19 protein-coding genes are annotated in these 22,655 nt (G+C 35.4%); 5 read left to right on the forward strand and 14 right to left on the reverse strand.

Annotated elements, in window-relative coordinates:
* Window positions 1-94: 94 nt before the first annotated feature.
* Window positions 95-1,216 carry a molecular chaperone DnaJ gene (gene dnaJ / locus BKH40_RS03165; protein ID WP_095276885.1) on the reverse strand — a complete coding sequence of 374 codons (1,122 nt, stop codon included), beginning with the start codon at window positions 1,214-1,216 and terminating at the stop codon, window positions 95-97.
* 66 nt (window positions 1,217-1,282) lie between these two features.
* Between dnaJ and recR the strand changes: the two genes are divergently transcribed.
* Complete coding sequence (gene recR, locus BKH40_RS03170) at window positions 1,283-1,864, forward strand: recombination mediator RecR (RefSeq protein ID WP_257842491.1); 582 nt, start codon at window positions 1,283-1,285, stop codon at window positions 1,862-1,864.
* Window positions 1,865-1,956: 92 nt separating this feature from the next.
* Window positions 1,957-3,255, forward strand: a complete 1,299-nt coding sequence (locus BKH40_RS03175; protein ID WP_095276889.1) for a glycosyltransferase — start codon at window positions 1,957-1,959, stop codon at window positions 3,253-3,255.
* Between the two features lie 38 nt (window positions 3,256-3,293).
* Here BKH40_RS03175 and BKH40_RS03180 read toward each other — a convergent pair whose 3' ends face one another.
* On the reverse strand, window positions 3,294-4,553 hold the full coding sequence (locus BKH40_RS03180) for a hypothetical protein (protein ID WP_095276891.1): 1,260 nt from the start codon (window positions 4,551-4,553) through the stop codon (window positions 3,294-3,296).
* On the reverse strand, window positions 4,550-5,404 hold the full coding sequence (panC, locus tag BKH40_RS03185) for a pantoate--beta-alanine ligase (RefSeq protein WP_095276893.1): 855 nt from the start codon (window positions 5,402-5,404) through the stop codon (window positions 4,550-4,552). The genes BKH40_RS03180 and panC overlap by 4 nt, the downstream gene beginning before the upstream one ends.
* A gap of 130 nt (window positions 5,405-5,534) precedes the next feature.
* On the opposite strand from panC, the gene BKH40_RS03190 reads away from it, so the two are divergent.
* Window positions 5,535-6,707 (forward strand): FAD-dependent oxidoreductase, encoded by a 1,173-nt coding sequence (locus BKH40_RS03190; RefSeq protein ID WP_095276895.1) that lies wholly within the window; start codon window positions 5,535-5,537, stop codon window positions 6,705-6,707.
* Between the two features lie 289 nt (window positions 6,708-6,996).
* Here the strand turns inward: BKH40_RS03190 and BKH40_RS03195 are convergent, their stop codons facing one another.
* From BKH40_RS03195 to pyrG, 7 genes are all read right to left on the reverse strand, one after another.
* Window positions 6,997-7,962 (reverse strand): ATP-binding protein, encoded by a 966-nt coding sequence (locus BKH40_RS03195; protein WP_257842492.1) that lies wholly within the window; start codon window positions 7,960-7,962, stop codon window positions 6,997-6,999.
* Window positions 7,963-8,532: 570 nt separating this feature from the next.
* The gene (locus BKH40_RS03200; RefSeq protein WP_095276897.1) at window positions 8,533-8,808 is read right to left on the reverse strand and encodes a hypothetical protein; all 276 of its coding nucleotides are present in this window, start codon (window positions 8,806-8,808) and stop codon (window positions 8,533-8,535) included.
* Between the two features lie 495 nt (window positions 8,809-9,303).
* The gene (gene tsf / locus BKH40_RS03205; protein ID WP_095276899.1) at window positions 9,304-10,212 is read right to left on the reverse strand and encodes a translation elongation factor Ts; all 909 of its coding nucleotides are present in this window, start codon (window positions 10,210-10,212) and stop codon (window positions 9,304-9,306) included.
* A 13-nt stretch (window positions 10,213-10,225) separates the two neighbouring features.
* On the reverse strand, window positions 10,226-11,020 hold the full coding sequence (gene rpsB / locus BKH40_RS03210; protein WP_095276901.1) for a 30S ribosomal protein S2: 795 nt from the start codon (window positions 11,018-11,020) through the stop codon (window positions 10,226-10,228).
* A gap of 140 nt (window positions 11,021-11,160) precedes the next feature.
* Entirely contained in the window at window positions 11,161-12,132 is a 972-nt protein-coding gene (locus tag BKH40_RS03215; protein WP_095276904.1) for an RNA pseudouridine synthase, read from the reverse strand.
* Window positions 12,132-13,859 carry a DHH family phosphoesterase gene (locus BKH40_RS03220; RefSeq protein ID WP_095276906.1) on the reverse strand — a complete coding sequence of 576 codons (1,728 nt, stop codon included), beginning with the start codon at window positions 13,857-13,859 and terminating at the stop codon, window positions 12,132-12,134. The genes BKH40_RS03215 and BKH40_RS03220 overlap by 1 nt, the downstream gene beginning before the upstream one ends.
* 12 nt (window positions 13,860-13,871) lie before the next feature.
* Window positions 13,872-15,497 (reverse strand): CTP synthase (glutamine hydrolyzing), encoded by a 1,626-nt coding sequence (gene pyrG, locus BKH40_RS03225; protein WP_095276908.1) that lies wholly within the window; start codon window positions 15,495-15,497, stop codon window positions 13,872-13,874.
* Window positions 15,498-15,750: 253 nt separating this feature from the next.
* Between pyrG and BKH40_RS03230 the strand changes: the two genes are divergently transcribed.
* Window positions 15,751-16,569, forward strand: coding sequence for a hypothetical protein (locus BKH40_RS03230; RefSeq protein WP_095276910.1), 819 nt, complete (start codon window positions 15,751-15,753; stop codon window positions 16,567-16,569).
* A gap of 298 nt (window positions 16,570-16,867) precedes the next feature.
* Window positions 16,868-17,272 carry a hypothetical protein gene (locus tag BKH40_RS03235; RefSeq protein WP_095276912.1) on the forward strand — a complete coding sequence of 135 codons (405 nt, stop codon included), beginning with the start codon at window positions 16,868-16,870 and terminating at the stop codon, window positions 17,270-17,272.
* 109 nt (window positions 17,273-17,381) lie between these two features.
* Here BKH40_RS03235 and BKH40_RS03240 read toward each other — a convergent pair whose 3' ends face one another.
* The 4 genes from BKH40_RS03240 to dnaB form a co-directional block, all read right to left on the reverse strand.
* The gene (locus tag BKH40_RS03240; protein ID WP_095276914.1) at window positions 17,382-17,819 is read right to left on the reverse strand and encodes a hypothetical protein; all 438 of its coding nucleotides are present in this window, start codon (window positions 17,817-17,819) and stop codon (window positions 17,382-17,384) included.
* A 1-nt stretch (window position 17,820) separates the two neighbouring features.
* Window positions 17,821-18,402 carry a phosphoribosylglycinamide formyltransferase gene (purN, locus tag BKH40_RS03245; protein WP_095276915.1) on the reverse strand — a complete coding sequence of 194 codons (582 nt, stop codon included), beginning with the start codon at window positions 18,400-18,402 and terminating at the stop codon, window positions 17,821-17,823.
* A 649-nt stretch (window positions 18,403-19,051) separates the two neighbouring features.
* Window positions 19,052-20,449 carry an anaerobic C4-dicarboxylate transporter gene (locus BKH40_RS03250; protein WP_095276917.1) on the reverse strand — a complete coding sequence of 466 codons (1,398 nt, stop codon included), beginning with the start codon at window positions 20,447-20,449 and terminating at the stop codon, window positions 19,052-19,054.
* Between the two features lie 658 nt (window positions 20,450-21,107).
* Window positions 21,108-22,562 carry a replicative DNA helicase gene (gene dnaB, locus BKH40_RS03255; protein WP_095276919.1) on the reverse strand — a complete coding sequence of 485 codons (1,455 nt, stop codon included), beginning with the start codon at window positions 22,560-22,562 and terminating at the stop codon, window positions 21,108-21,110.
* Window positions 22,563-22,655 lie beyond the last annotated feature (93 nt).

Consider the following 22,655-nt stretch of genomic DNA (forward strand, 5'->3'; position numbering starts at 1 on the left):
TCATTACAAAAAATGGGTACCGCCCACGATAAAACCTAGCAGATATTTTTAGATTCCACATTTTTAAAATACCTTAGCTTTTTCTCTTAAACAGTCACCTTTTAACCCAGTCAGAAAACTTTTTAAAAGCCTTTTTAAAGCTTGACTTATAAGGCTTACTAGCCTCTCCAAAGCTGGCTTGTAGCTTTAAGACTAGCTCTTTTTGCTCTTCAGTTAGGCTTTTTGGATACTCGACTTTAAGCTCAGCTATAAGTCTGCCTTTAGCCCCACTATGAACATCAGGCACACCCTCACCTCTAAAGACTACTTGATGACCATTTTGCGCACCTTGAGGGACTTTTAGCTCTAGCTCACCATGCAATGAAGGTATCTTTATACTCCCTCCTAAGACTATAGTTGTAAAAAAGACTGGTATTTGCAAGTACAAGTCACTGCCATGCCTTATAAAGTGCTCATCTTTTGCCACCCTTACTTGCAAGTACAAATCACCCCTTAAGCCCTCTTTCACACAGTTACCTTTGCCTCTATAAACTAGCTGATTCCCAGTGTCTACTCCTGCTTTTATGCTTATCTCTAAGTCCTCTTCTAAGACCTCAAAGCCTTCTCCATGACACTTAGGACACTTAGCACTAGGCACTTTTCCACTACCTTGACAAGTATGACAAGTTTGCTGAAACTGCAAAAAGCCATTCCTAGCAAAGATAACGCCCCTTCCTTGACAGGTTGGACAAGTTTTTAGCTTGCCATCTTTTGCCCCAGTGCCACTGCAGGCTTTGCAGTAGCTTTTGTATTTATTTCTTATAGTTTTTTTAGCACCAAATACAGCGTCTTTAAAGCTTACATCAAGCTCTACAAGCAAGTCAGACTCAAATAAAAAGTGCTCTTTTTCCTTTCTAGCTGACCCGCCAAAACTACCTCCAAAAAGATCTCCAAATATATCTTCAAATATAGATCCAAAACCACCTTGAGACGAACTAAAGCCAGCACCTTGGCTAATACCTTCTTTACCATATCTATCATAAAGGGCTCTTTTTTCTGGGTCGCTTAAAACTCCATAAGCTTCATTTATAAGCTTGAAACGCTCTTCAGCATCATGCTCTTTATTTCTATCTGGGTGATATTTTAGTGCTAGCTTACGATAACTCTTTTTTAAGACTTCTTCACTTGCATCTTGTTCTACTTCTAATATCTCATAATAACTAGTCTCTGAAGACATTATCTTCCTTAATATATGGATTTTTAAACCTTAGATTCTATCAAAAAAGAAGTCTTTTTTGATAGAATGGCGCCTATGGATAAACAACTAAACTCTTTTTCAAACCTAGTAGAAGCACTTAGCAAACTACCAAGTATAGGTAAAAAAAGTGCCCTTAAGATGGCTTATACGCTATGTATAGATGACGTGGCATTAGGACTGAATATAGCTGAAAGTATCAATGAAGCCTTGCACTCTACTAGAAAGTGCAACATCTGTGGGGGTCTTTCAGAAGGAGAGGTCTGCCATATATGTGTAGATTCTATGAGAAGTAATGGCAAGCTTTGCATAGTAGGCCACCCAAAAGATATCTTTTTGATAGAAAGTTTAAAAGAGTTTTTTGGGAAGTACTGCGTTTTAGAATCTATAAAAGACTTTGACTTCGAAGCGCTCATAAAACGCATAGAAAAAGAAAAGATAGAAGAGATAATCTTTGCCTTTGCGCCTTCTTTAAGCAGTGATGTGCTAATAACCCACCTGCAAGATAAGCTTGCCCATCTAAACTTAAAGTTTACTAAGATCGCCCAAGGTGTGCCTTCAAATGTCAATCTTGACAACATAGACCACTTCTCTTTATCAAAAGCTTTTATATATAGAGTGGATTTATAGCCTTGCTTTTTATATCCATCATCATCACAGTTTTTAATGCAACTTGCTGCTTAAAGTCTTGTAGAAAACAATCACAAAAGCTGGTATGTTAGATGTTAGCTAAAGTCTCTAACACACCAACATCGCAGTCTAACTTATGTGCATCTACTAGCCTATCTCCTAAGTCTAGGCAAGATAAAACTTTAAAGCTAAACTTTTATCTACTAGGTGCTGCTAATGTCGCTAATCCAAGTGCTTTATCTCTAGAGACACTTTTAAAGTGGCAAAAAGAAGGCTTAGTAAACTATCTTGGTGAAAGTAAAGATGTACGCCCTTTTATAGCCAAATCTTCATGCTGCGTGCTTCCTAGCTTTTATAAAGAAGGTCTGCCAAGAGTTTTAATAGAATCTCTCTCCATGCAAAAGCCTATCATTACAACTGATGTAAGTGGCTGTAAAGATACTATAAAACCAACGCTAAAGCTTGATGATAAGCCTTTTGCTATAGGAGAAAATGGAATCTTAACTAAGCCAAAAGATGCCAAGTCTTTATATCTAGGGCTAAAAGCTTTTATCAAACTTACTAGCCTTCAAAGAAAGCAGATGGGAGAGAGTGGGAGAGAGTTAGCTACTAAAGTCTTTGAAGTCTCTTTTGTAATAGATGCTTACAAAAAAGCTCTAAGAAAGTTTTGTCTTAAAAGTGGCAAAAAAAGACTAGCTTTTATATCAAATACTAGTTTTGGCATGTATAACTTTAGAAAAGAAGTCTTAAAATCCTTTATAGATGAAGGTCATGAAGTGCTAGTCTTTGCCCCAAAAGATGCCACTACAGAAGGCCTAGAAGCCCTTGGCATAAGATGCATAGAGATAAAAGTTAATAGCAAAGGGCTAAATCCACTAAGTGACTTAAAGCTACTTTTAAGTTTATGTAAGCTTTTAAAAGACCACAAACCAGACTTTGTTTTTAACTACACTATAAAGCCAGTCATTTATGCCTCCCTTGCCTCAAGACTTTTAAAAGTACCTCATATCTCTATGGTCACTGGGCTTGGTTATGTTTTTGTAAAAGGAGGCTTTAAGAAAAAGATTTTAAAAAATCTAGTTTGCTTGATGTATAAAGTAGCTTTAAAGCACACAAAACAAGTATGGTTTTTAAACGATGATGATAGATTGGAGTTTTTAAAACATAGGCTTATAGATGAAGCTAGGGCTTTTAAGCTAGATGGAGAAGGGGTTGATACAAAGCACTTTTATCCTAGCTCTATGCCAGAAGGTGAACTAAACTTTTTATTAATAGCTAGGATGCTTTGGGATAAGGGAGTTGGAGAGTATATAGAAGCTATAAGGCTTTTAAAGGCTGATAAAGAAGTAGCAAGCCTTGCAAGCTTTGAAAGAAACCCCCCTCTTATCTAAAGCTAGCTTAAGCTACTTTGTTTTTAGCTAAAAGGCTTTTAAAAGCTAAGCCTTAAGCCGCCAGTTGCCTCAAAAGTATTAGGAAGTGGCGACTTGCTTAAGTGAGTGCTACTTAGATAGATGATAAAGCCGACATTGCTAACTATTTGCATATCTATCATTAAGTCAAGCTCATTTTGTACATACTGCTTAGATATAGCATTACTCACATAGTCAAAAAATGTAGCACCATATACTAGATATAAAGAAAGCTTATCTGAAAAGGCTTTAACCTGCCCTACTCCATACAATAAGTTTGCATTACTCCCGCTTTTAAAAGCCCTGCCTCCCCAGATAAAAAATGGCAAGACATTATTAAGGCTTTGTTCAAAACCACCATGCACAGAGTTACCTATACCCAAAAGATTAAGGCTTGCAAGGCCATTTTTACCATTTCTTGCATAGCCTAGTGAAAAATCTATCCACTTAAAGCCAGTAGCAAGCTTTACATCAGCTAGATAGCTATCAAACCCGGGGCTGCTAAAACTTGGCTTCATACTAGCAGCGATCCCTGAATCTAACCCTACATAAAAGCTAGAGTTATTAAACCTAGTAAAGGCGTGCAGCCTTGCTCCAAACATATTAAAGATAGATGGTGAGTAAAACCAAAAGCCATATACATAGCTTGAGTTTTTAATATCATTTTGAGAGTCACTTAGATAGTATCTAACGCCTAAGTTATAAAGTCCAAAACGTCCTAAGTCCGTAAAGGGCTGTATCTGATAATAAGACACTTGACCAAAACTTTTAGCATACATCCCTTCAAGTAATAGGTTATTAAATGAAGCGTTTCTAACCCATATACCATCTATTAAGTGGTTGATAAATGGATTAAGAGGCATAAAACGCCCTGCTTTTATAGCAGTATCACCATCAAAGTACTCTAAAAAGCTAGGCCCAAGCATCACAGTGCTATCACTTCCAAAGTCTTTTTTTGCACCAAGTCCTGAGTTATAAAAACTCTGCAAAGCCATAAAAGATATAGCAGCCCTTATATTGTAAAAAAAGCCTGAAGTATAGCCAAGACCAACTGAACTTAGCACATAGGAGTTATCACCTAGATAGGTTTTTGTGCCAAAGTTGTTATCGTTATAGAATCCAGCCTGCCCGCTAAAAAGCTTCATGTAGTTGCCATAGACCATGGCCTCGCCCCTTGAAGTGCCATTTTTCAAAGCTTCATTTAAAGAGTTGTACTTAGCACTTAAGCCTACTATAAGGCACATCATAACCAGTATATATTTTAAGGCAAGATTTTTCAAACACACCTTCCTTTATCCATGATATCACTTATCCAAAGATTATCTAAAAGCCTTATATTTTCTACCCTAATAACTGCTATAACTATAGAATCTTCTAGCTTAGTAGTTATATGAAGTTCTTTATCTACAAACTCAAAGTACTCAACATAAACCTCACTTAAAGATTCCAAAGCACCTTTTTTAAGGGCTTCTACATCTTTTATGCCTTTTTTTACCCTCTCTTCTATGGTAAAAAGTGCAGCTGATAAACAAAGGGCGTCTTTTCTTCCTTCTTTGCTTAAGTAGACGTTTCTAGAGCTAAAGGCAAGATTATCTTTATCTCTAATTAGTGGCATGCCTATTACATTTATAGGGAGGTTTAAACTTTTTACCATCTTTTGTATCATTAAAAGCTGCTGGGCGTCTTTTTTACCAAAGTAGGCATTATCTGGCAAGATGAGATTAAAGAACTTTAAAACGATGGTCAAAACGCCATCAAAGTGCCCCGGTCTAAGAAAGCCTTCAAAAACATAGCCCATAAACTTAGGTGCACTAACTTTTATAGGGTCTTTTTCATACATCTCTTCTACGCTTGGTAAAAATACCACATCAACCCCAAGCTTTTCGCAAACTGCTAAGTCAGCTTCTAGTGGCCTAGGATACTTGCTTAAATCTTCATGTGGTAAAAACTGTGTAGGATTTACAAAGATAGAAACCACACTTATGTCATTATCTTTCTTACTTTGAGCTATCAAGCTTGCATGGCCTAGATGCAAAGCACCCATGGTGGGGATAAAACCTATCTTTTTAGTGCCTGTTTTTAGGCTATTTAGCACTGTTATTAATTCATTTTTAGCTTTTATTACTAGCATGTCTATCTTTTGTTGTTTATATAATTAAATAAAATTTGAAGCTATATTTTACTGAATTATCCTCTTTATCTCGCTAAAATCAGTAAGCTTACGTAAATCTAACATATGCCATAGGCAAAAAGAGGGAGTTATGGATAATAATAAATTAAAGATTGTAGTACTAGGTGCAGGATATGCTAGCTTGTCTTTTATCAAGTCTTTAAATCACACTTTGCTAAAACAAGTGCAAATACAACTTATAACTAACAACCCATATCATTATTTTTCAGTACTTTTGCACGAAGTCGCAGTTGGAAACATGGACAAAAACGCCATAGTTATGCTAGATAAAGCCCTTCCAAAAGAAGTAGAGTTAATAGTAGACACAGTAACTGAGATAAGGCAAAATGAGGTCATAACCAAAAATGGCACTTATAGCTTTGATAAGCTAGTAGTAGGACTTGGGTTTAATAGCGAGTTTTTTAATATTAAAGGCGCTGAGTTAAACTCCATGACTTGTGGCAACTACAAAGAAGCCTTAGCTATAAAAGAGCGCCTTACTACACTACTAAAGATAAAAGCAAGTAAGGGCGAAAAGGTAGATATCGCTATATGTGGAGGTGGTTTTAGTGGAGTAGAGCTAGTATCATCCCTAGCCCAAAAAGTCTGCGAAGATAAAAACTTACCAAAAGATAGCATTAATATCTACTGCATAGAAGCCATGCCAAATATCATAGCAGCCTTCCCGCAACAGCTAATAGACGTGGCTAAAAAAAAGCTAGTTGAGTTAGGTGTAGTGCTTAAAACTGAACATAAGATTCTAGAGATAAAGCAAGATTCTATCACTTGTGACTATAAAGGCAGTGAGGTTAATATAAAAAGCGATCTTGCCATATGGCTAGTTGGTGTAAGGGGTAATGCAGTCATAGGAAACTCACCAATCCTAGAAAGCTTTAGAGACAAAGTGGCAGTCACAAAAACGTTAAATGCCCCTAACTTTAACCATATCTTTGTAGTAGGAGACTGCTCTTTTATGAAAGACAAAGAGGGTAAGCCCCTACCTCCAACCGCACAAATTGCCATCCAGCAAGGCAAGTATCTTGCTGGAGAGTTTAGTAATATCATAGAAGGCAAGATGCTAGCAGAGTTTAAGTTTGTATCTAAGGGGATGATTTGCTCGCTTGGAGAAGACTTTGCCATAGGTATTGGCACAGGACCTAATAAGTTTTATGTGGGAAAGGGTCCTATGTTTTTAAAGCGAAATGTTATAGAGGCTTACTGGAGGTTTAAAGTAGGTGGCATGAGAAGTCTTTTAAAAGGATGAATAATCTAAAGGATTATTAAGGCTAGGGAAGCTTTCATATCCGCTTACATCATAGTTTGCCCTTAGCAAACTATGATGTAATATATCTTTGTAATAAAACTACAATCTGCATATAAAAATTAATCACTTAATTAATACTTCAGATTTCTTAGTGCATGAGTTTAAGAAAAAATAGATTCTAAAAATTGGGATAAAAGAAAAGAAGAAAAAGGTTGTATCTAAGATCTAAGCCCCTTAAAGCTAAGGGACTTAGGGTAAATCTAGCTAAAGTGCTAAAGTTTTATAAAAACTATTTGTGCTCTATGCCTTCTATTCTTAAAACTTTGTTACCTAGCATTTCTGGTATCCAAAGTACACCGTGGTGTAAGAATATATCAGCTGGTGCTCTAAGTTTTACTGGAAGTTTGATCTCTTTATAACTACCATCTGGTTGTACTCTGTAAAGTTTTCCATCAGTAGAAGTGAAGTTCAAGCCATTCCAGTCGCTTACTAGGAAGCTTCCATTTGATTCTTTTTGAAGACCATCTAGCTCACCTTTTACACCACTAAATACTTCAAGTTTTTGAGTTTTCATGTTGTATTTCATAAGGTTAGCTGCGTTTTTACCACTTGCATCATAGCCAGCTATATAAAGCTCATCACCATCAAGAACTAAGCCATTAGGCCCGCCAAGTGCTGAATCTATCTTAACTAAAGTGCTGTACTTTTTAGCTTTAACGTCTACTTTTAAGATAAGACCAGTACCAGTATCACTTACTAGTAAAGTGTGGTCATTAAGAACTGCTATGTCGTTTAGGAAGATTGAACCTTTAACTGGTAGGTTAAAAACTTGTTTTTTAGTTTTGATGTTAAAGCCTTTGATAACACCTACATCTACCATGTAAAGTGTATCGCCTATCATATTCATACCTTTAGGGCCATCTAGTCCAGTTATCCATTTTTTGTGGATGATATTACCATGATGATCAAGCAAGCTTACAAAACCGTCGCCATCTTTTGCTATAGGAGCAAATTTACCAACGTTAGTTACATAAACGTGATGTTTAGTTACAAATACACTCTCCGGAGATGCTAAACCGTCTATTTCTTTAATTTTTAAGCCATCCATTTCCATAGTTTTACCCATAGACATAGATTTGTGATGACCGTGCATATCCATTGATTTATCAGCATGCATATCAGATGCATTAGCTGCGAAAGCTATAGCACTAGATGCGATAACACTTAACACTACAGAGATTACTGTTTTTTTCATTTATTACTCCTAAGCAATAAGGATGCTTCTTGGCATCCACTTAACAAGATATAGACAAGCTAACCACAGCAAGTTGCCCAAACACAACCCATAAACCAGTAAACAAGAGAGGTTTATACAATTGTCATGTGGTAGTAGTCTAGGGGGTATTATATGTAAGAAAGTGAGAATTTTTTCCAAAAAGGCGACTAAAAAAATAGTGGTTATCAAAAAATCTTATCTTGACTATAAAAATATACTTTTAAGGCTAGATTGGTTAATGAAAAAGAATCTAAATAGTAAATAAAAACTAAACTTTATATAAAAGAATAATACTGCATCTTTAAAATAGTAAAAAATATATACTAAAAATTAAAATTATCTTAAACTTTTAAAGAGATATAAGCTTTTTTACTTCTATTTATAAGCATTAAAAGTAGGTTTATAAAACAGATTAAACCTCTAGTGATATTATGTTTCATCCTTGCAAAACTAGACGTTCTTAACGCTAGTTGCTTGCAAGGGTTTTGACGCTTTTAAAGTTAGTCTCTTTAAAGTTCTAGGGATAAATACTTTTATGAGACTAGCTTACTACATAGATTTATGCATGTCTTTTTTATCCATAGACTTTTTATCCATGTGTATTTCTTTTTTACTCATGCTCTTTTTTTCATGCATCTTTTTGTGTTCCATAGACTTGTGCATATGCATGTCTTTTTTGTCCATAGACTTTTTATCCATGTGCATTTCTTTTTTATCCATATTCATAGACTTATCGCCATGCATATCCATCTGTGCGTTAGCTCCAAAAGCTAAAGCGCCACATGCAAACGCACCAAGCAAAACAGAAATTACTACTTTTTTCATTTTCCTACTCCTTGTTAATGTAATGTATTAAAACACTCATTGAAAAATTTTTAGCATAGCCTAATGGCTACCATACCCTGCTATAAAGCATACTAGCACTAGACTAGCTAGCAATTATTATAAGTAAGAAGTTAAGGAGACTTTGGAATTTATCTTTAAAAATATTAAAATAGTCACAAAAATATGAACTTTATAAAATAAAAGTGAAGAAAAATCTTATTTTAGTAAAATAAAAGTTTACTAAAATAAGATTAATAATAATAATTATCCTTTAATATTATGAATTAACAATAAAAATTAAAATAATATTACACTTTAAAAGTTTTGTAAGCTTTTTATATTATCAAGATTTCTTGATATCAATAAGTCAAATTTAATAAGGATTGATTTAAATATAAAAGACTAAAAAACTATAAAGTGAAATGGATTGTAAATAAAAAAGAAAGAAGAACTAAGACTTCTTAAAGTCTTAGTTTTATAAAAGCTTAAATGGCGCTACTTCATTTGTGCGGCAACTTCTTCAGCAAAGTTATCCACTTTTTTCTCTATGCCTTCACCTAGTTCAAATCTTACAAAGTCAACTATGTTAGCAGTAGTTTGAAGTGCTTTTGCAGAGTCATTAACAAAAGCTTCTATACTTTTTTTATCATCTAAGATATATTTTTGTTTTAGCAAAGTAACTTCTTCATAAAACTTAGCGATTTTCCCCGGTAGGATTTTTTCCCACATATTTTCTGGCTTGCCTTCTTTTGCTAGCAACTCTTTTGCTATCTCAGTTTCCTTAGCTATAACCTCATCGCTTACGCATTTTGGACATAGATAACTTGGCTTCATAGTAGCAGCATGCATAGCCACACCTTTAGCTACTTCTATAAACTCAGAAGCTTTGGGAGATTCTATCTTGATAAGGGCACCTAGTTTAAAGTTGTGATGTACGTAACCATTTACTATTTGATTTGCATCGCAAGTAAAAGTTCTTAGTCTTCTTACAACTATATTTTCACCAATAGTTGCAATCTTACTTTTTAGATACTCTTCATAGCTCATGCCTTCGATTTGCTGAGTTAAAAGCTTGCTAACATCATCGATTGAGTTTTCAAAAACTAGGTCTAAAGTTTTAGCCACTAGGTCTTTAAAACCATCATTTTTAGCAACGAAGTCAGTTTCTGAGTTTAACTCTATCAAAGTAGCTTTTTTGAAATCAGGTGCTATCTTCATAGCTATAACGCCTTCACTTGCTACTCTATCGCCTTTTTTACCAGCCTTGCTTAGACCCTTCTTGCGAAGTATCTCTACGGCTTGTTCTATATCACCACTGGCTTCTTTTAAAGCACTTTTGCACTCCATGATCCCAGCATCTGTTTTATCTCTTAGCTCTTTTACTAATTTTGCACTAATTTCCATCCAGCTTCCTTTATTAAAGTGGTTTTTCTTCTATAGCGTCTAAAACTAAAGTTTCTTCTTCTTTTGTTGCTTCTTTCTCTTCAGATGCACTTTCAACTTCACTATCTTCTTCTTGCTTATCTTTTTCACCACTCATCTCTCTACCTTCAATGATGGCATCACTCATCTCTTTGCAGAAAAGCTGGATAGAACGTATAGCATCATCATTGCCCGGTACTGGGAAGTCAACAACATCAGGATCGCAGTTAGTATCAAGTAAAGCAATTACAGGCATACCTAGTCTTCTGGCTTCAGCAACTGCGATTTTTTCTTTTACTACGTCTATTACTAAGATCATATCTGGGGCTGCTTTCATATGTCTAACACCGCCAAGATACTTAGTTAACTTATCTTTTTTACGCTCTATCATAAGTCTTTCTTTTTTAGTTAGTAAGTCTATTTGCCCGCTTGCTTCCATAGCTTCTATGGCTTCTAACTTTCTAACTGACTTTTTGATAGTACTAAAGTTTGTAAGCATACCACCAAGCCATCTGTAGTTTACATAAGGTGCGCCAACTTTTTCAGCATACTCTTTTATAGTATCGCTTGCTTGTTTTTTAGTACCCACAAACATTATGCTTTTGCCTTGGGCTGAAGCATCTCTTACTACGTTGTAGATGTATCTAAAATATCTTAAAGTTTTTTGTAAGTCTATGATGTGTATGTTTTTTCTAACACCAAAGATATATTTTTTCATTTTTGGATTCCATCTTCTTGTCTGATGTCCAAAATGTACGCCGCACTCTAGTAAGTCTTTCATTGTTACCATAATTTCTCCTTGTAACTTGTGTTAAGGTTTTTTCCTCCATACTTTTTAAAGCTTACGCTCAACCTATTAGGAAAGTATGTGTGTTTTTTACACGAACTATAATTATATAACTTTAAGCTTATAGTTTTATAAATAGATTCTTAAAAATCCTCTTTAGCACAAAACTCTAAGCCTTCAAACCCAAGCTTATAAGAGTGCAGCATAAGCCTTGCCTTAGGCTTAGCCTTAGAATCAAGATAGACTTCTTTTGTATCAAGATACTTTCTTGCCTCTTCATCACTTACGCCATAAAGAAAGTCATTAACTATCTTATAGCCTATGGAAGCTAGATGGATTCTAAGCTGATGGGTTCTGCCAGTTAAAGGCACTAAAAGCACCCTTGTAAAAAGGTTATTACACTTTAGCGGATAGACTATAGTTAAGGCCCCTTTAGCGTTTATCTCAGCTTTTAAAGTCAAAGTCTTAGCTAAGCCAAAAAGCTCTTCTTTACTATACTCATAAGGATCAAACCTTAGCACTTCCCCATCATAAGCCCTACCTCTAACACATAAATCGCCACTATGCTCCCTATTAGTTATAGCCTTATTTATGATAAAAGCCTTAGTAAGACTGCCTTTAACTAAGGCTACATACTCCTTATATATCTTATCTTCTTGGAAGAGGTTTTTAAGATAGACTTCGCTTTTTTTATCCTTCCCACAAAGCACTAAGCCACTTGTCTCATAATCTAGCCTATGGGCGAGATTAGCCTCTAAGTTATCAAACTTCACTTGGTCTAGCAAGCTAGGAGTGGAATCTAACTTTTTTGGGTGACTTAAAAGATTAGGTGGTTTGTTATAGATGATAAAGTTTATATCTTTAGTATCACCCTCTTTAACTGGAGTAAATCGCCCCTCGCTAAAAGGCAAGATTCCAAGGTCTATAGGCTCAAACTCTAGCATAGTAGCCTTGCTAGCTTTTAACTCCATACCCTTTCTTATAATAACTCCATCTTGATAGAATCTCCCTCTATCAAGTATCTTTTGAGCTTCATTAGTCCCATAAAGCCTAGATAAAAACAAGCTTGCTTTACAAGGCTCTTTTACATCTAGCAGTCTTCTTACAAAGGGCATTAAAATAGATTATTTATAAAAAGTACGACTTTATTTTCATTAAAGCTATCTTGATTTAAAGTAAAACTAAACCTCAAGATATCACCTATCTCAAAATGCCTTGGCTTTTGTTCTATCCCAAACATCATAGCCTTAAACTCCAAGTCTCCTTTATAAAGAAGAAATTCTATAAACTTACTTTTCATGATAAAAGACTTTATATAAAGCTCAGCATAAAATGTAGGCATAGTATTAGAGTTACCATAGGGCTCATACTTATCTAAAAGCCTTAAGGTGTTCATGTTTATAAGGTTATGAGAGATCTTACCTATGATGCTAGTTTCAGTTTTATTTTCAAAGTAAACTGGCTGAAAGCTTTCTACAAAGGCTTGTACATTTTCAAACTTCAAAGCAAGTCCTACTGCACCGGTATGACCACCAAAGCGGTTTAAAAGATGAGAAAGCTTTTGCACGCTTGCTATTAAGTCTACATTTTCAAAGCTTCTACCACTACCTTTATAGTCTTCAATCTTTGACTTAGTTAAAACAAAGGCTGGCTTTTTGTACTTATCAGCTAATCTTCCTGCAACTATACCTATAACGCCCTCATGCCAGTCTTTACCAACTGCCATTATAAGATTAGGCGTCTCTATCATAGTCTCACAAGCCTCTTGAAAGACCTCTTCTTGTAAGACTTTTCTTTTTTGATTAAGATCTTTTAGAATCTTAAAGTAGTAGTAAGCCTCTTTTTCATCCCTTGCTAGCAAAAACTTCAAAGCCACTTTACCATCATCCATCCTGCCAGCTGAGTTTAAAAGAGGGGCTAGCTTAAAGCCAAACATCGTAGAATCTGCCTTTGATATATAAAAGCCTCTTTTAAAGGTCTCAAGGCAAGGTCTTTTTTGATGATGAAAACTCTTTATGGCATAGTTACATATAGTGTGATTTAGCGCATTAAGAGGCATAACATCTGAGATGATAGAGATGCCTACTAAAAATACAAGGCTTGATCTTTGCCAATTCTCTAACTTTATATCTAAACTACTAGCTATACCTCTAGTAAAGTACCACGCAACTAGCGACCCACACACTTCTTCATAAGGGAAGTTGCAAGTCTCTTGCTTAGGATTTATTAAAAAATCACAAGGTGGTATTAGCTCTTTGCCATCTTCGTCTTGATGCAAAGTGTGATGATCTGTGATGATAAAACGTATATTTTTACTAGCACAAAGCTTTCCTGCTTCAAAACTTGAAACGCCATTATCCACAGTTATGATTAAGGCTATATCTGGATTGTTTTCAAGCTCTTCTAAGAATAAGACTTCAGAAAATCCATAGCCGTGCTTAAAGCGATTTGGTATAGTAAAGCTGACATTTTCATAGCCAATGTACTTGAAAAAATCAAGCATGATAGCACTAGCACAGATTCCATCTGCGTCATAGTCCCCAGCTATCATTATATGCTTATCTTGTTTTATATATTCTGCGACTAGTTTTGAAGCTTCTTTGATATTTTTCATCTCAAGATGACTTGGAATCTGAGATATATGGTTTATCTCAAAGTCCTCTACTCTACCATCTAAGATTCTTTTTAAGTCATTTATATGTTTAAGGGTGGGCACTTCATCCAAAAAGCTAGGGTTTAAGTTGCTTTTTAAAGATATATCACTTGAGTTGCTAGCACTAAAAGTGCTAGTCTTAAAGGTACTACTATGATCTTGGGCTGAAGGTCTAACATTTTTATCCATGATAAACCTTCTTTAAACGCGCTTATTTTTTAATGCCTGTTTTACAAACTCTAAAATTACGTGATTAGGATTCTGCAAGCGACTTGTAAACTCTGGGTGAAACTGCACCCCAACAAACCATTTATGGTCTTTTAGCTCTATAGCCTCTATAAGTCCATCACAGCTCCCACTAACTATAAGACCTTCTTTTTCAAACCTATCTTTATACGCGGGGTTTGCCTCATATCTATGGCGGTGTCTTTCAAAAACTGTCTTTTTTGAATCTAAGTAAGCTTTAGCAAGTTTACTTCCGGGCTTTAACTCACACTCATACTCCCCTAGCCTCATAGTGCCTCCAAGAGGAGAGTTGTGTGTCCTAAACTGATGCTTGCCCTCTTTGTCCAAAAACTCTTCAATTAAGTAGATGATTTTATTAGCTGTGTTAGGGTCAAACTCACTAGAGTTTGCATCTTTAAGACCTAGTACATCCCTTGCATACTCTATCATAGCTAGCTGCATGCCAAGGCAGATTCCAAGATAGACTACATCATTAGTCCTTGCGTACTTTATAGCCCTAAGCTTGCCTTCAACTCCTCTTTCTCCAAAACCGCCCGGCACTAAGATAGCATCCACGCCATCAAGTACGTCTATATTGGCATCAGTTAGCTTTTCGGAATCTATAAACTGTATGTTTATCTTAGTGTCTAAGTTAGCCCCTGCGTGAGTTAGTGCTTCTATCAAGGACTTATAAGATTCTTTTAAGCTTAGATACTTGCCTACAAAGCCTATATTTACGCTCTTTGTTGGGCTTAGTATCTTTTTAACTAGCAAGTCCCACTCGCTTATATCAGTCTTAAAGCTAGGCATGTGAAAGCTTTGTGCTATGGCATCAAGTATCTTTTCTTGCATGAAGTTAAGTGGACACTGATAGATGCTTGCTGCATCCCAAGCACTTATAACATGTGCTACATCACAAGAAAGTGCTATCTTTTTTTTGATCTCAGAATCAAGGGCTTTTTCACATCTTGCAACTATTATCTGAGGGCTTATGCCTATACGCCTAAGCTCTTGAACGCTGTGCTGGGTTGGCTTAGTCTTAACCTCGCCACCAGCAGTATGGATCATAGGGACTAAGGTCACATGTATACTTATAGCATCATCACCAAGTTCATGCTTTAGCTGGCGTATAGATTCTAAAAAAGGCATACCTTCTATATCTCCAACTGTGCCTCCAAGCTCAACTATCAAAAAGTCTTTACCCTTACTAGCAGCCTTTATTCTGTGCTTTATCTCATCTGTGATGTGAGGAACTATCTGTATAGTCTTACCTAGATAGTTTCCTTTTCTTTCTTTTTCTATAACTGAAAGATAGACTTGTCCGGTTGTGAAATTATTTTCTTTTATAAAAGAAGTATCTAAAAACCTCTCATAGTGCCCAATATCTAAATCTGTTTCTGCGCCATCTTTAGTTACAAAAACTTCTCCATGTTCTAGTGGGCTCATAGTGCCCGGGTCTATGTTTAAGTAAGGGTCGATCTTAAGTATGGATACACTAAAGCCAGCGTGCTTTAAAAGTGTTCCTATAGAAGAAGAAGTTATGCCCTTTCCAAGAGAGCTTAAAACTCCTCCGGTTACAAATATGTATCTTGTGTGTTTCATTGATCTTAATAAGCCTTATGATATTTTGAGTTAGATTATACCTATGGAAGGTTATTATAAAGCTTAAATGTGGGCTTTGAAGGGCAAGTATGGGTTAACTATATAGTTTTTAAAATACTATAAGATCTAAAGTATAAAAATATATTCATTATAAGTATCAACTTGAACCATAAAAGGCAAAAAACATTTTGCACATATATACAATAATGATAAAGTCTCAAAGTCTAATAATTATTTTTGAAAAGGGTCTCATATGATAAAACAAACTGCCATAGCTTTTAGTATGATACTTGCCTTAAGTAGTCTTAGCCTAGCAAGAGAGGTTAGGGCTGAAACTACACCAAAAACCACTATCAAAAAAGATATAACTGCCAAAAAGCACACGCCTAAAAGAAGTCAAAAAGCACAGCACAAAGAAGTGCTTTCACATAAAGCCATAAAGGCTTCTAGTATCAAAGACTTAGCTCTAAATGACGCTACTGATGACGATGATAGTGACTTTATACCTAAGTCAAACCGTGAGACTAATAGACGCTTTCCCATTGATGGTCTTAGACTAGTGCTTAGTGCTGGAGTTGGTAGTAGTATAAATGTCTCTAATAATCCAAACTCGCCTTCATCTGCTGGGCTAGATATGAACTTAAAAATAGGCGGTGCTTACTTTGCTCCCGGTAACTCTAGCTATGTTGGGTTTATGGCAACTGGTGGAGTTGGAGCTAGTAATCTAACCTCTGTTACTACTTATGCCCCACAGTACTTTATAGTCCTTACTTTCATGCAGCTTTTTGATATAGGTGATGGCACTGTAAAGATAGGCTATCTTTTAGGAACTGGTATATCTGTAAGAAGTCTTGATAGTAACAATAACGCCGGTAGAGGTAGCATCGCTAGACAGCAAGCTGGGGTAGATGAGCCAGCTAGCATAATGCCAACTGCTAAGTTTGGAGTGATAAACTTCATAAAAAACAACCAAAGTGTATCAGCTGAGTTTCAGTACTACTTTGTTAACTCAAACTCCTTACTTCCCGGAAGCGATATAACCTTAAACTATGCTTACTACTTTGGGCACTAGTTCTACACGTAAGCAGATTAATTTTATAGGCAGTTTGGGCTTTGTAACTAGAGTGTATTTTAAGATGTCAAGCTCACGCTAAAAGAAAAAGTCCTTCTAGCAACTTAAGGTCAAACAAGAGATTAGGGAGTAAGACTCTATCAAAAACTAAAAAAAGGAAAGTTAGTAAAGCTAAACTTTAACTTTTATGCTAATAAGGCTAAAATTTAAAATATTTTCTCCTTCTAGGCTTTAAAGAATCTAGTAGGCATATAAAACTATAGTAAAATATAACTTTACCTTAATCTAAGGATATAGCATGATAAAAAACATACTTTTAAGCACTGCCCTAGTTTTGGGCTCTCTTGCTTCTAGTGCTTTAGCACAAGAAGCAAGCAGTTATGATATTAATGGTCCTAAAGTTATAGTTGGGATTGGAAGTGGGGTTAATATTAATGGTGCCTCAAACTCACAAAGCACCACTCCAAAAGTAAGTCCTAATGCAAACTTAAAGCTAGGAACTGGCATCTTTAGTACTAATAACACAAGCACTATGGGACTAGCAGCCTCGGCTAATGCAAGTGCGTCTTCCCAAACCCTAAAAACCTCTAAGCCTTCCTACTCAGCTAATTTAGACTTCATGCAAGCTTTTAAAGTAGGTAGTGGTAAGGTTAAGCTTGGATATATAGTTGGTGGTGGGGCTGCTTTAGAAGATGGTAGATAGAATCTATTTGTAACTACACCTTAAAAACACTTAAGCCTTCTTAACTGAAGGTAGTGTACTTGCAGTGCTTTAAGTTGCTACACACTTACTACTAAGAGCACTCCCTATCTTATAGATAGTAAACTATCCCTACGACATATAAAAGCACAGATCCTAAAAAACAAAATGCTAGCAAGACTATAAAGCTAACTATACTTACCCACCACTGATGTTTACCATAGCGTTTTTTGCGTAGCCTTTTTGGCTTAGTCATAAAAAGCTCATAAATGTAAAATAAAAGCAAGATAACAAAACTAACAACTACTAAAACTATCTCAGTGTTGATAGCTATAGCCTTACTGTAGTCATTAGACTTATATAAAAATAAAAGCATAAGCACCGCGCTAATGACCCACGCCCCAAGGACTTTTAAGCTTATAATCCTACCTTTACTAAAAACTTCAAAAAGTAGCAGTATGCAAAAAAACAAGCATAAAGATATGATAAAACCAAGTGCTTGAGTTTTTAGTATATCTAGCAAGTTCTCTATGGTTATAATCTTATGCAAACTAACTTCCCTTAAGCACTTTTAAGACTGCTTCAACATAGAGTTTATACTCTAAGTCGTGTATATCTTTTTCATAATCTTTTATATTGCTAGCTTTTGGAATCTTTTCTTGCACTAAGATGGCTCCAGAATCTAGCTCCTTAGTCACGTAGTGCACGCTAACCCCACCAAACTGACTAGCATCTTTAAAACTATCTTCTATAGCATGAGCACCTTTATGGAGGGGTAAAAGTGAAGGGTGTATGTTTAATATAGGGACTTTTATCCTGCTTAAAAAAGCCTCACTTAAGACACGCATAAAGCCTGCTAGCAAGATAAGATTAGGAGAAGATTCTAAGACTAAGTTAGCAAGAACGCTATCAAAGTCTTCTCTTCTAATAAAGTCTTTATGATTTAAGATAGCAGTTTTTACGCCTTTGCTTTGTGCTTTTAAAAGCCCTTTAGCATCAGGATTATTACTTATAACTTTTGATACAAAGGTATGCTTATCAAAGTAGGTTTTATCATGAAAGTGCCCTATTAGATTTAAGGCATTACTCCCAGCTCCACTAAGTAATATGACTAGGTTAAAAGGCTTTATCATATAAAAGTCCTTACTTTTAAAGAAGTAGTTTAAATTGTAACATTTTTAAAGGCCTTAAGGACTTTTTAATATTAGCCAAACATCAAAAAATAAAGCATCTTTTACTAAAAAGAAGCCCTTAAGACAACTCTTTTAAACTTATCTCATAAACTAAGAAGTCTTTGCAATATGCTTTTTATGGACTTTACTTCATAGCTAAATCTATAAAAGAACAAGCTAATGGTATAACTTAGATAAATGATGCTAATAAGAAGATGGTGTAGGGATGATAGATAAAAGCTTTTTGGAATCTGTTTTTATTAAAGTCATTACGATAAAGGACAAAAAATCATGACACAAAAGTCATATACTACTCACAAGATATAAACTTAAATGTAGTAAAACAATGATATATAAAGCCCCTAGCAGGTAGTCTTACCGCTAGGGTTTATTAAAAAATATTTAATAAAAGATAAAAGCTACTTCATTCCAAGATGTGGAAAGATATAGCTAATCCAAGGCATACCAACTACTAAGTAGATGATAAGATAAAGCTTAGTGTATAAAAAAGTATCAAGATAAAAGTTTTAGTAAAAACTAAAACCTTATCTCTTTAGAATCTAGATTTTAAGACAGCCATAAAGGCTATCTTATACATATCACCAAAATCTTATAAGCTTACATATCCAGCAGCAGCAGCTATTAGATATCCAAAGATACAAGCTACGATAACTCCTAGAAGACCGGGTATTATAAAACTATGGTTTATAACAAACTTGCCTATACGTGTAGTGCCTGATCTATCAAACTGTATGGCTGCTAAGTCACTTGGGTAAGTAGGTAAGATGTAGTAGCCATAGCAAGCTGAAGCAAAAGCTACTATGATACCTGGGCTTACTCCTATACCTATAGCTAGTGGCACAAAGGCTACTAAGGCTGCAGCTTGAGAGTTAACAAACTTTGAGATGATAAGTAGCACTATGGCATAAGTCCAAGGGTGCTGTGCGACTATATCGCCAAGTAAGGCTTTTATCATAGGAGTGTGAACTCCAAACATACTATCTGCCATCCAAGAGATTCCAAAGACGGCTACTAAGGCTATCATACCTGACTTAAAGATGGCATTTTGAGATATTTTTGAAGCATCAGTTTTGGTAAAGATAAGTATGAAAGTACCAGCTAGTAGCATGAAGATTTGTATGATATCTACCATACTCATAGCTTTCATCTTACCGTGTACTTCAAAGACTGGTCTTAACTCTTTAAAGTAGCCAAGTATCGCAACTATGACTATAGCCCCTAAGAAGATCCACATAGCAGCCCATTGTCTTTTAGCTAGCTTTTTGCCAATTAGTGAGCTTTCTCCAGTATCTCCATATAAGTGAGCTTTAAACTCTGGATCTTTTAATCTTTCTTGAAAAGCTTTATCTTTATCTAGTGACTTACCGCGAAACATAGAGTAGATTCCAACTGCTAACACACCTATGTAAGTAGCAGGTATGGTGATTTTTAGCAAGTCTACATAGCCATCAAACCCAGCTAAGTGGGTTTTGTCATTTATTAAAAACGCTGTTAGTGTAACTACAGCTACGCTTACTGGAGAGGCTATGATGCCAAGTTGTGAGCATATAGAGCTTGCTGCCATTGGGCGTTCTGGACGTATATTATTTTTTATAGCTATATCATAAACTATGGGTAGTACTGTATAAACTACATGCCCAGTCCCACAAAGCACAGTTAGTGTACAAGTGACAAGTGGTGCTAATATGCTTACATATTTTGGATTCTTACGCAAAATCTTTTCTGCGATTTGAAGCATGACATCTAAGCCCCCGCTAGCTTGCAAAGTAGCTGAAGCACTCACAACTGCAAGTATAGTTAGCATAACTGATACAGCTGGCTTTCCTAAAGGCATATGGAATCCAAAGGCAAATACAAAAAGCCCAATTCCTCCTAAAAGCCCTAAAGCCATACCACCTTTTTTTGCCCCATAGAACAGACAAATAAGTACGATTATCAGTTCAATTATAAACTGCGTACCCTCGTTTAGATTTATTAAAAAGCTCATTTCTTCCCCTTTTTAATGCCGTAATATTGATAGGCGAACTATACTCTTTTTTAGACTGCTTGTACATTCTGTTTACTAAAAATTTATAATTATAAGGTTGATTATTTATGAAACTTAGAAGAGTTAAAATTGCTTAATATATTCACATTTTTGTATATTTCAGAAACATACGTGTAGTATAGAAAATGATCAAAATTGTATAAGTGGTATAAAAGAAACATATTTATAATGAAATGCAAGCTTTTTGTAGATATACCTAGTTACTAAAGTTCTTTAAAAAATATAAATTTATTGATAAATGAAATAGATGGAGGCAGAATTTTAAGATATATATTTATAATGATAAGGATAAATGAAACTAAAACATTACTTTATATAAGGTAAATATTAGATTGTGTATTAAATTAACTTATAGAATCTAAGAATATATGACTTGCTTTATCTTGAATTTTAATCACTTCTATCATCACTACAAAAATATTAATATTGGTACTAGGAGACCAAAGGTTAATGTGGTAGTTAAATATTTTTAGATTCTATAAGTTTAGAAAATCTATTTTGTTATGAAAGCTATTTCTTAGCTAAGTCATTACAAGGATTACAGTATGCATGGAATAGCATAGCCACTATTAAAAATAAGCAAGCTTTATGCTAAGAGTTAAATCTCAACTTCTAAAACATCATCATCTATCACAAAAGTACCTTCTTGATGCTCTATATAGTCTTTTCTAGGTTTATCTTTAAATAGCGTTAAGTGTTTTACAAACTCAACATACACTGTCTCAACCTCGCCATTTCTGTTTTTGGCAACTATTAGCTCAGCATCTTCTATAGGTTTTTTGACAAACTGCTCTAGCTTTTCTTTCTTTCCCGCCTCTTCAAGCTTTTTGCGCTTAGCGTTAAACTCCCTTTCTTTATAGATATCATCCCTATATAAAAAGATTATCACATCAGCATCTTGCTCTATAGCCCCACTATCACGAAGGTCACTAAGCATAGGGCGTTTATCATCCCTTGCTTCAAGGGCACGGTTAAGCTGGGAAAGCACTACTATAGGCATATTAAGCTCTTTGCTTAAAAGCTTCAAGTTACGGCTTATCTCCCCTATCATTTCAACCCTTTGAAGCTTACTATCCCCTTCCATAAGCTGTAAGTAATCTATAAAGCATATACCTAGGTTTGGATTTTGCATCTTTAAGCGGCGTAAAGAGCTTCTTAAAGTGGCTATGTTTACATTGCTTTTTTCACTTATAAAAAGCTTTTTGCTTTCTAGCTCATTTAAAGCTTTTTGAAACTTTACTAACTGAGCATCATCTAGATTCCCACTTCTTAGATCCTGTAAAGGCACGCCACTTATGATAGCTATAGCCCTAAGTATAAGCTGATCTGAAGGCATCTCTAGGCTAAATATAGCTACCTCGCTACCTTTTTCCAGCATATTTAAAGCAAGGCTTAGTAAAAAAGAAGTTTTTCCCATAGCTGGCCTTGCGCCTATTATTATAAGTTCGCCCGGGTTAAACCCAGTAGTTATTTTATTAAGATAGTAAAAGCCTGTATCAACGCCTGTAACCCCACTTCTTTCTTTTGCTCTTTTTAGGTTTTGCAAGATTAACTCATAGCTATCTTTAGGTCTTAAAAACTCACTTAAAGTAGTAGTATCTCCAACTGCTAGGGCATAAAGCTGCCTTTCTGCAAACTCTAGTATCTCACCTGCTTCAAGACTAGAATCTTGTACCTTGCTACTAAGCTCACTAGAAAGCTTTGCTATAGCACGCTTCATACTAGCACGCTTTATAAGCTTGGCGTACTCACTTAGCGGGTTAAGTGGACTTTGTGAGAAGATATCCATAAGGATAGAATCTTCAATCTTGTTATTAGGCAAAAGCTTATCAAGCTCTTTTTTAAGGAAGTAAAAATCTATCGGGCTACTATCTAAGCTTAAACGTGTAAAAGCCTTATATATACTAGCGTGCAAGGGGTCATAAAAGTCAGCATCTTGAAGTATGTCTTCTATAGACTCAAAGTTACTTGGGTCTAGGAGTATGGAGCTTAGGACTGATCTTTCTAGCTCTAGGAGAGTTTTTACTTCATTGGCAGATTGTATGAATTCCATTTATGTTTTCCTCTGTGTCTTTAAGGTAGGGATTATAAGTCTTTTGTGCTTAAGGGCTAGTTATGTTTTAAGTAAACATGCTATCAAGCTTTC

Source organism: Helicobacter sp. 11S02629-2 (assembly GCF_002272875.1).
Lineage (GTDB): Bacteria > Campylobacterota > Campylobacteria > Campylobacterales > Helicobacteraceae > Helicobacter_I.

Bases quoted from the DNA above. Each gene is read 5' to 3' on its own strand.
- dnaJ (WP_095276885.1), bottom strand. From the start codon at position 1,216: ATGTCTTCAGAGACTAGTTATTATGAGATATTAGAAGTAGAACAAGAT.
- recR (WP_257842491.1), top strand. From the start codon at position 1,283: ATGGCGCCTATGGATAAACAACTAAACTCTTTTTCAAACCTAGTAGAA.
- BKH40_RS03175 (WP_095276889.1), top strand. From the start codon at position 1,957: ATGTTAGCTAAAGTCTCTAACACACCAACATCGCAGTCTAACTTATGT.
- panC (WP_095276893.1), bottom strand. From the start codon at position 5,404: ATGCTAGTAATAAAAGCTAAAAATGAATTAATAACAGTGCTAAATAGC.
- BKH40_RS03190 (WP_095276895.1), top strand. From the start codon at position 5,535: ATGGATAATAATAAATTAAAGATTGTAGTACTAGGTGCAGGATATGCT.
- BKH40_RS03195 (WP_257842492.1), bottom strand. From the start codon at position 7,962: ATGAAAAAAACAGTAATCTCTGTAGTGTTAAGTGTTATCGCATCTAGT.
- BKH40_RS03200 (WP_095276897.1), bottom strand. From the start codon at position 8,808: ATGAAAAAAGTAGTAATTTCTGTTTTGCTTGGTGCGTTTGCATGTGGC.
- tsf (WP_095276899.1), bottom strand. From the start codon at position 10,212: ATGGAAATTAGTGCAAAATTAGTAAAAGAGCTAAGAGATAAAACAGAT.
- rpsB (WP_095276901.1), bottom strand. From the start codon at position 11,020: ATGGTAACAATGAAAGACTTACTAGAGTGCGGCGTACATTTTGGACAT.
- BKH40_RS03215 (WP_095276904.1), bottom strand. From the start codon at position 12,132: ATGCCCTTTGTAAGAAGACTGCTAGATGTAAAAGAGCCTTGTAAAGCA.
- BKH40_RS03220 (WP_095276906.1), bottom strand. From the start codon at position 13,859: ATGGATAAAAATGTTAGACCTTCAGCCCAAGATCATAGTAGTACCTTT.
- pyrG (WP_095276908.1), bottom strand. From the start codon at position 15,497: ATGAAACACACAAGATACATATTTGTAACCGGAGGAGTTTTAAGCTCT.
- BKH40_RS03230 (WP_095276910.1), top strand. From the start codon at position 15,751: ATGATAAAACAAACTGCCATAGCTTTTAGTATGATACTTGCCTTAAGT.
- BKH40_RS03235 (WP_095276912.1), top strand. From the start codon at position 16,868: ATGATAAAAAACATACTTTTAAGCACTGCCCTAGTTTTGGGCTCTCTT.
- purN (WP_095276915.1), bottom strand. From the start codon at position 18,402: ATGATAAAGCCTTTTAACCTAGTCATATTACTTAGTGGAGCTGGGAGT.
- BKH40_RS03250 (WP_095276917.1), bottom strand. From the start codon at position 20,449: ATGAGCTTTTTAATAAATCTAAACGAGGGTACGCAGTTTATAATTGAA.
- dnaB (WP_095276919.1), bottom strand. From the start codon at position 22,562: ATGGAATTCATACAATCTGCCAATGAAGTAAAAACTCTCCTAGAGCTA.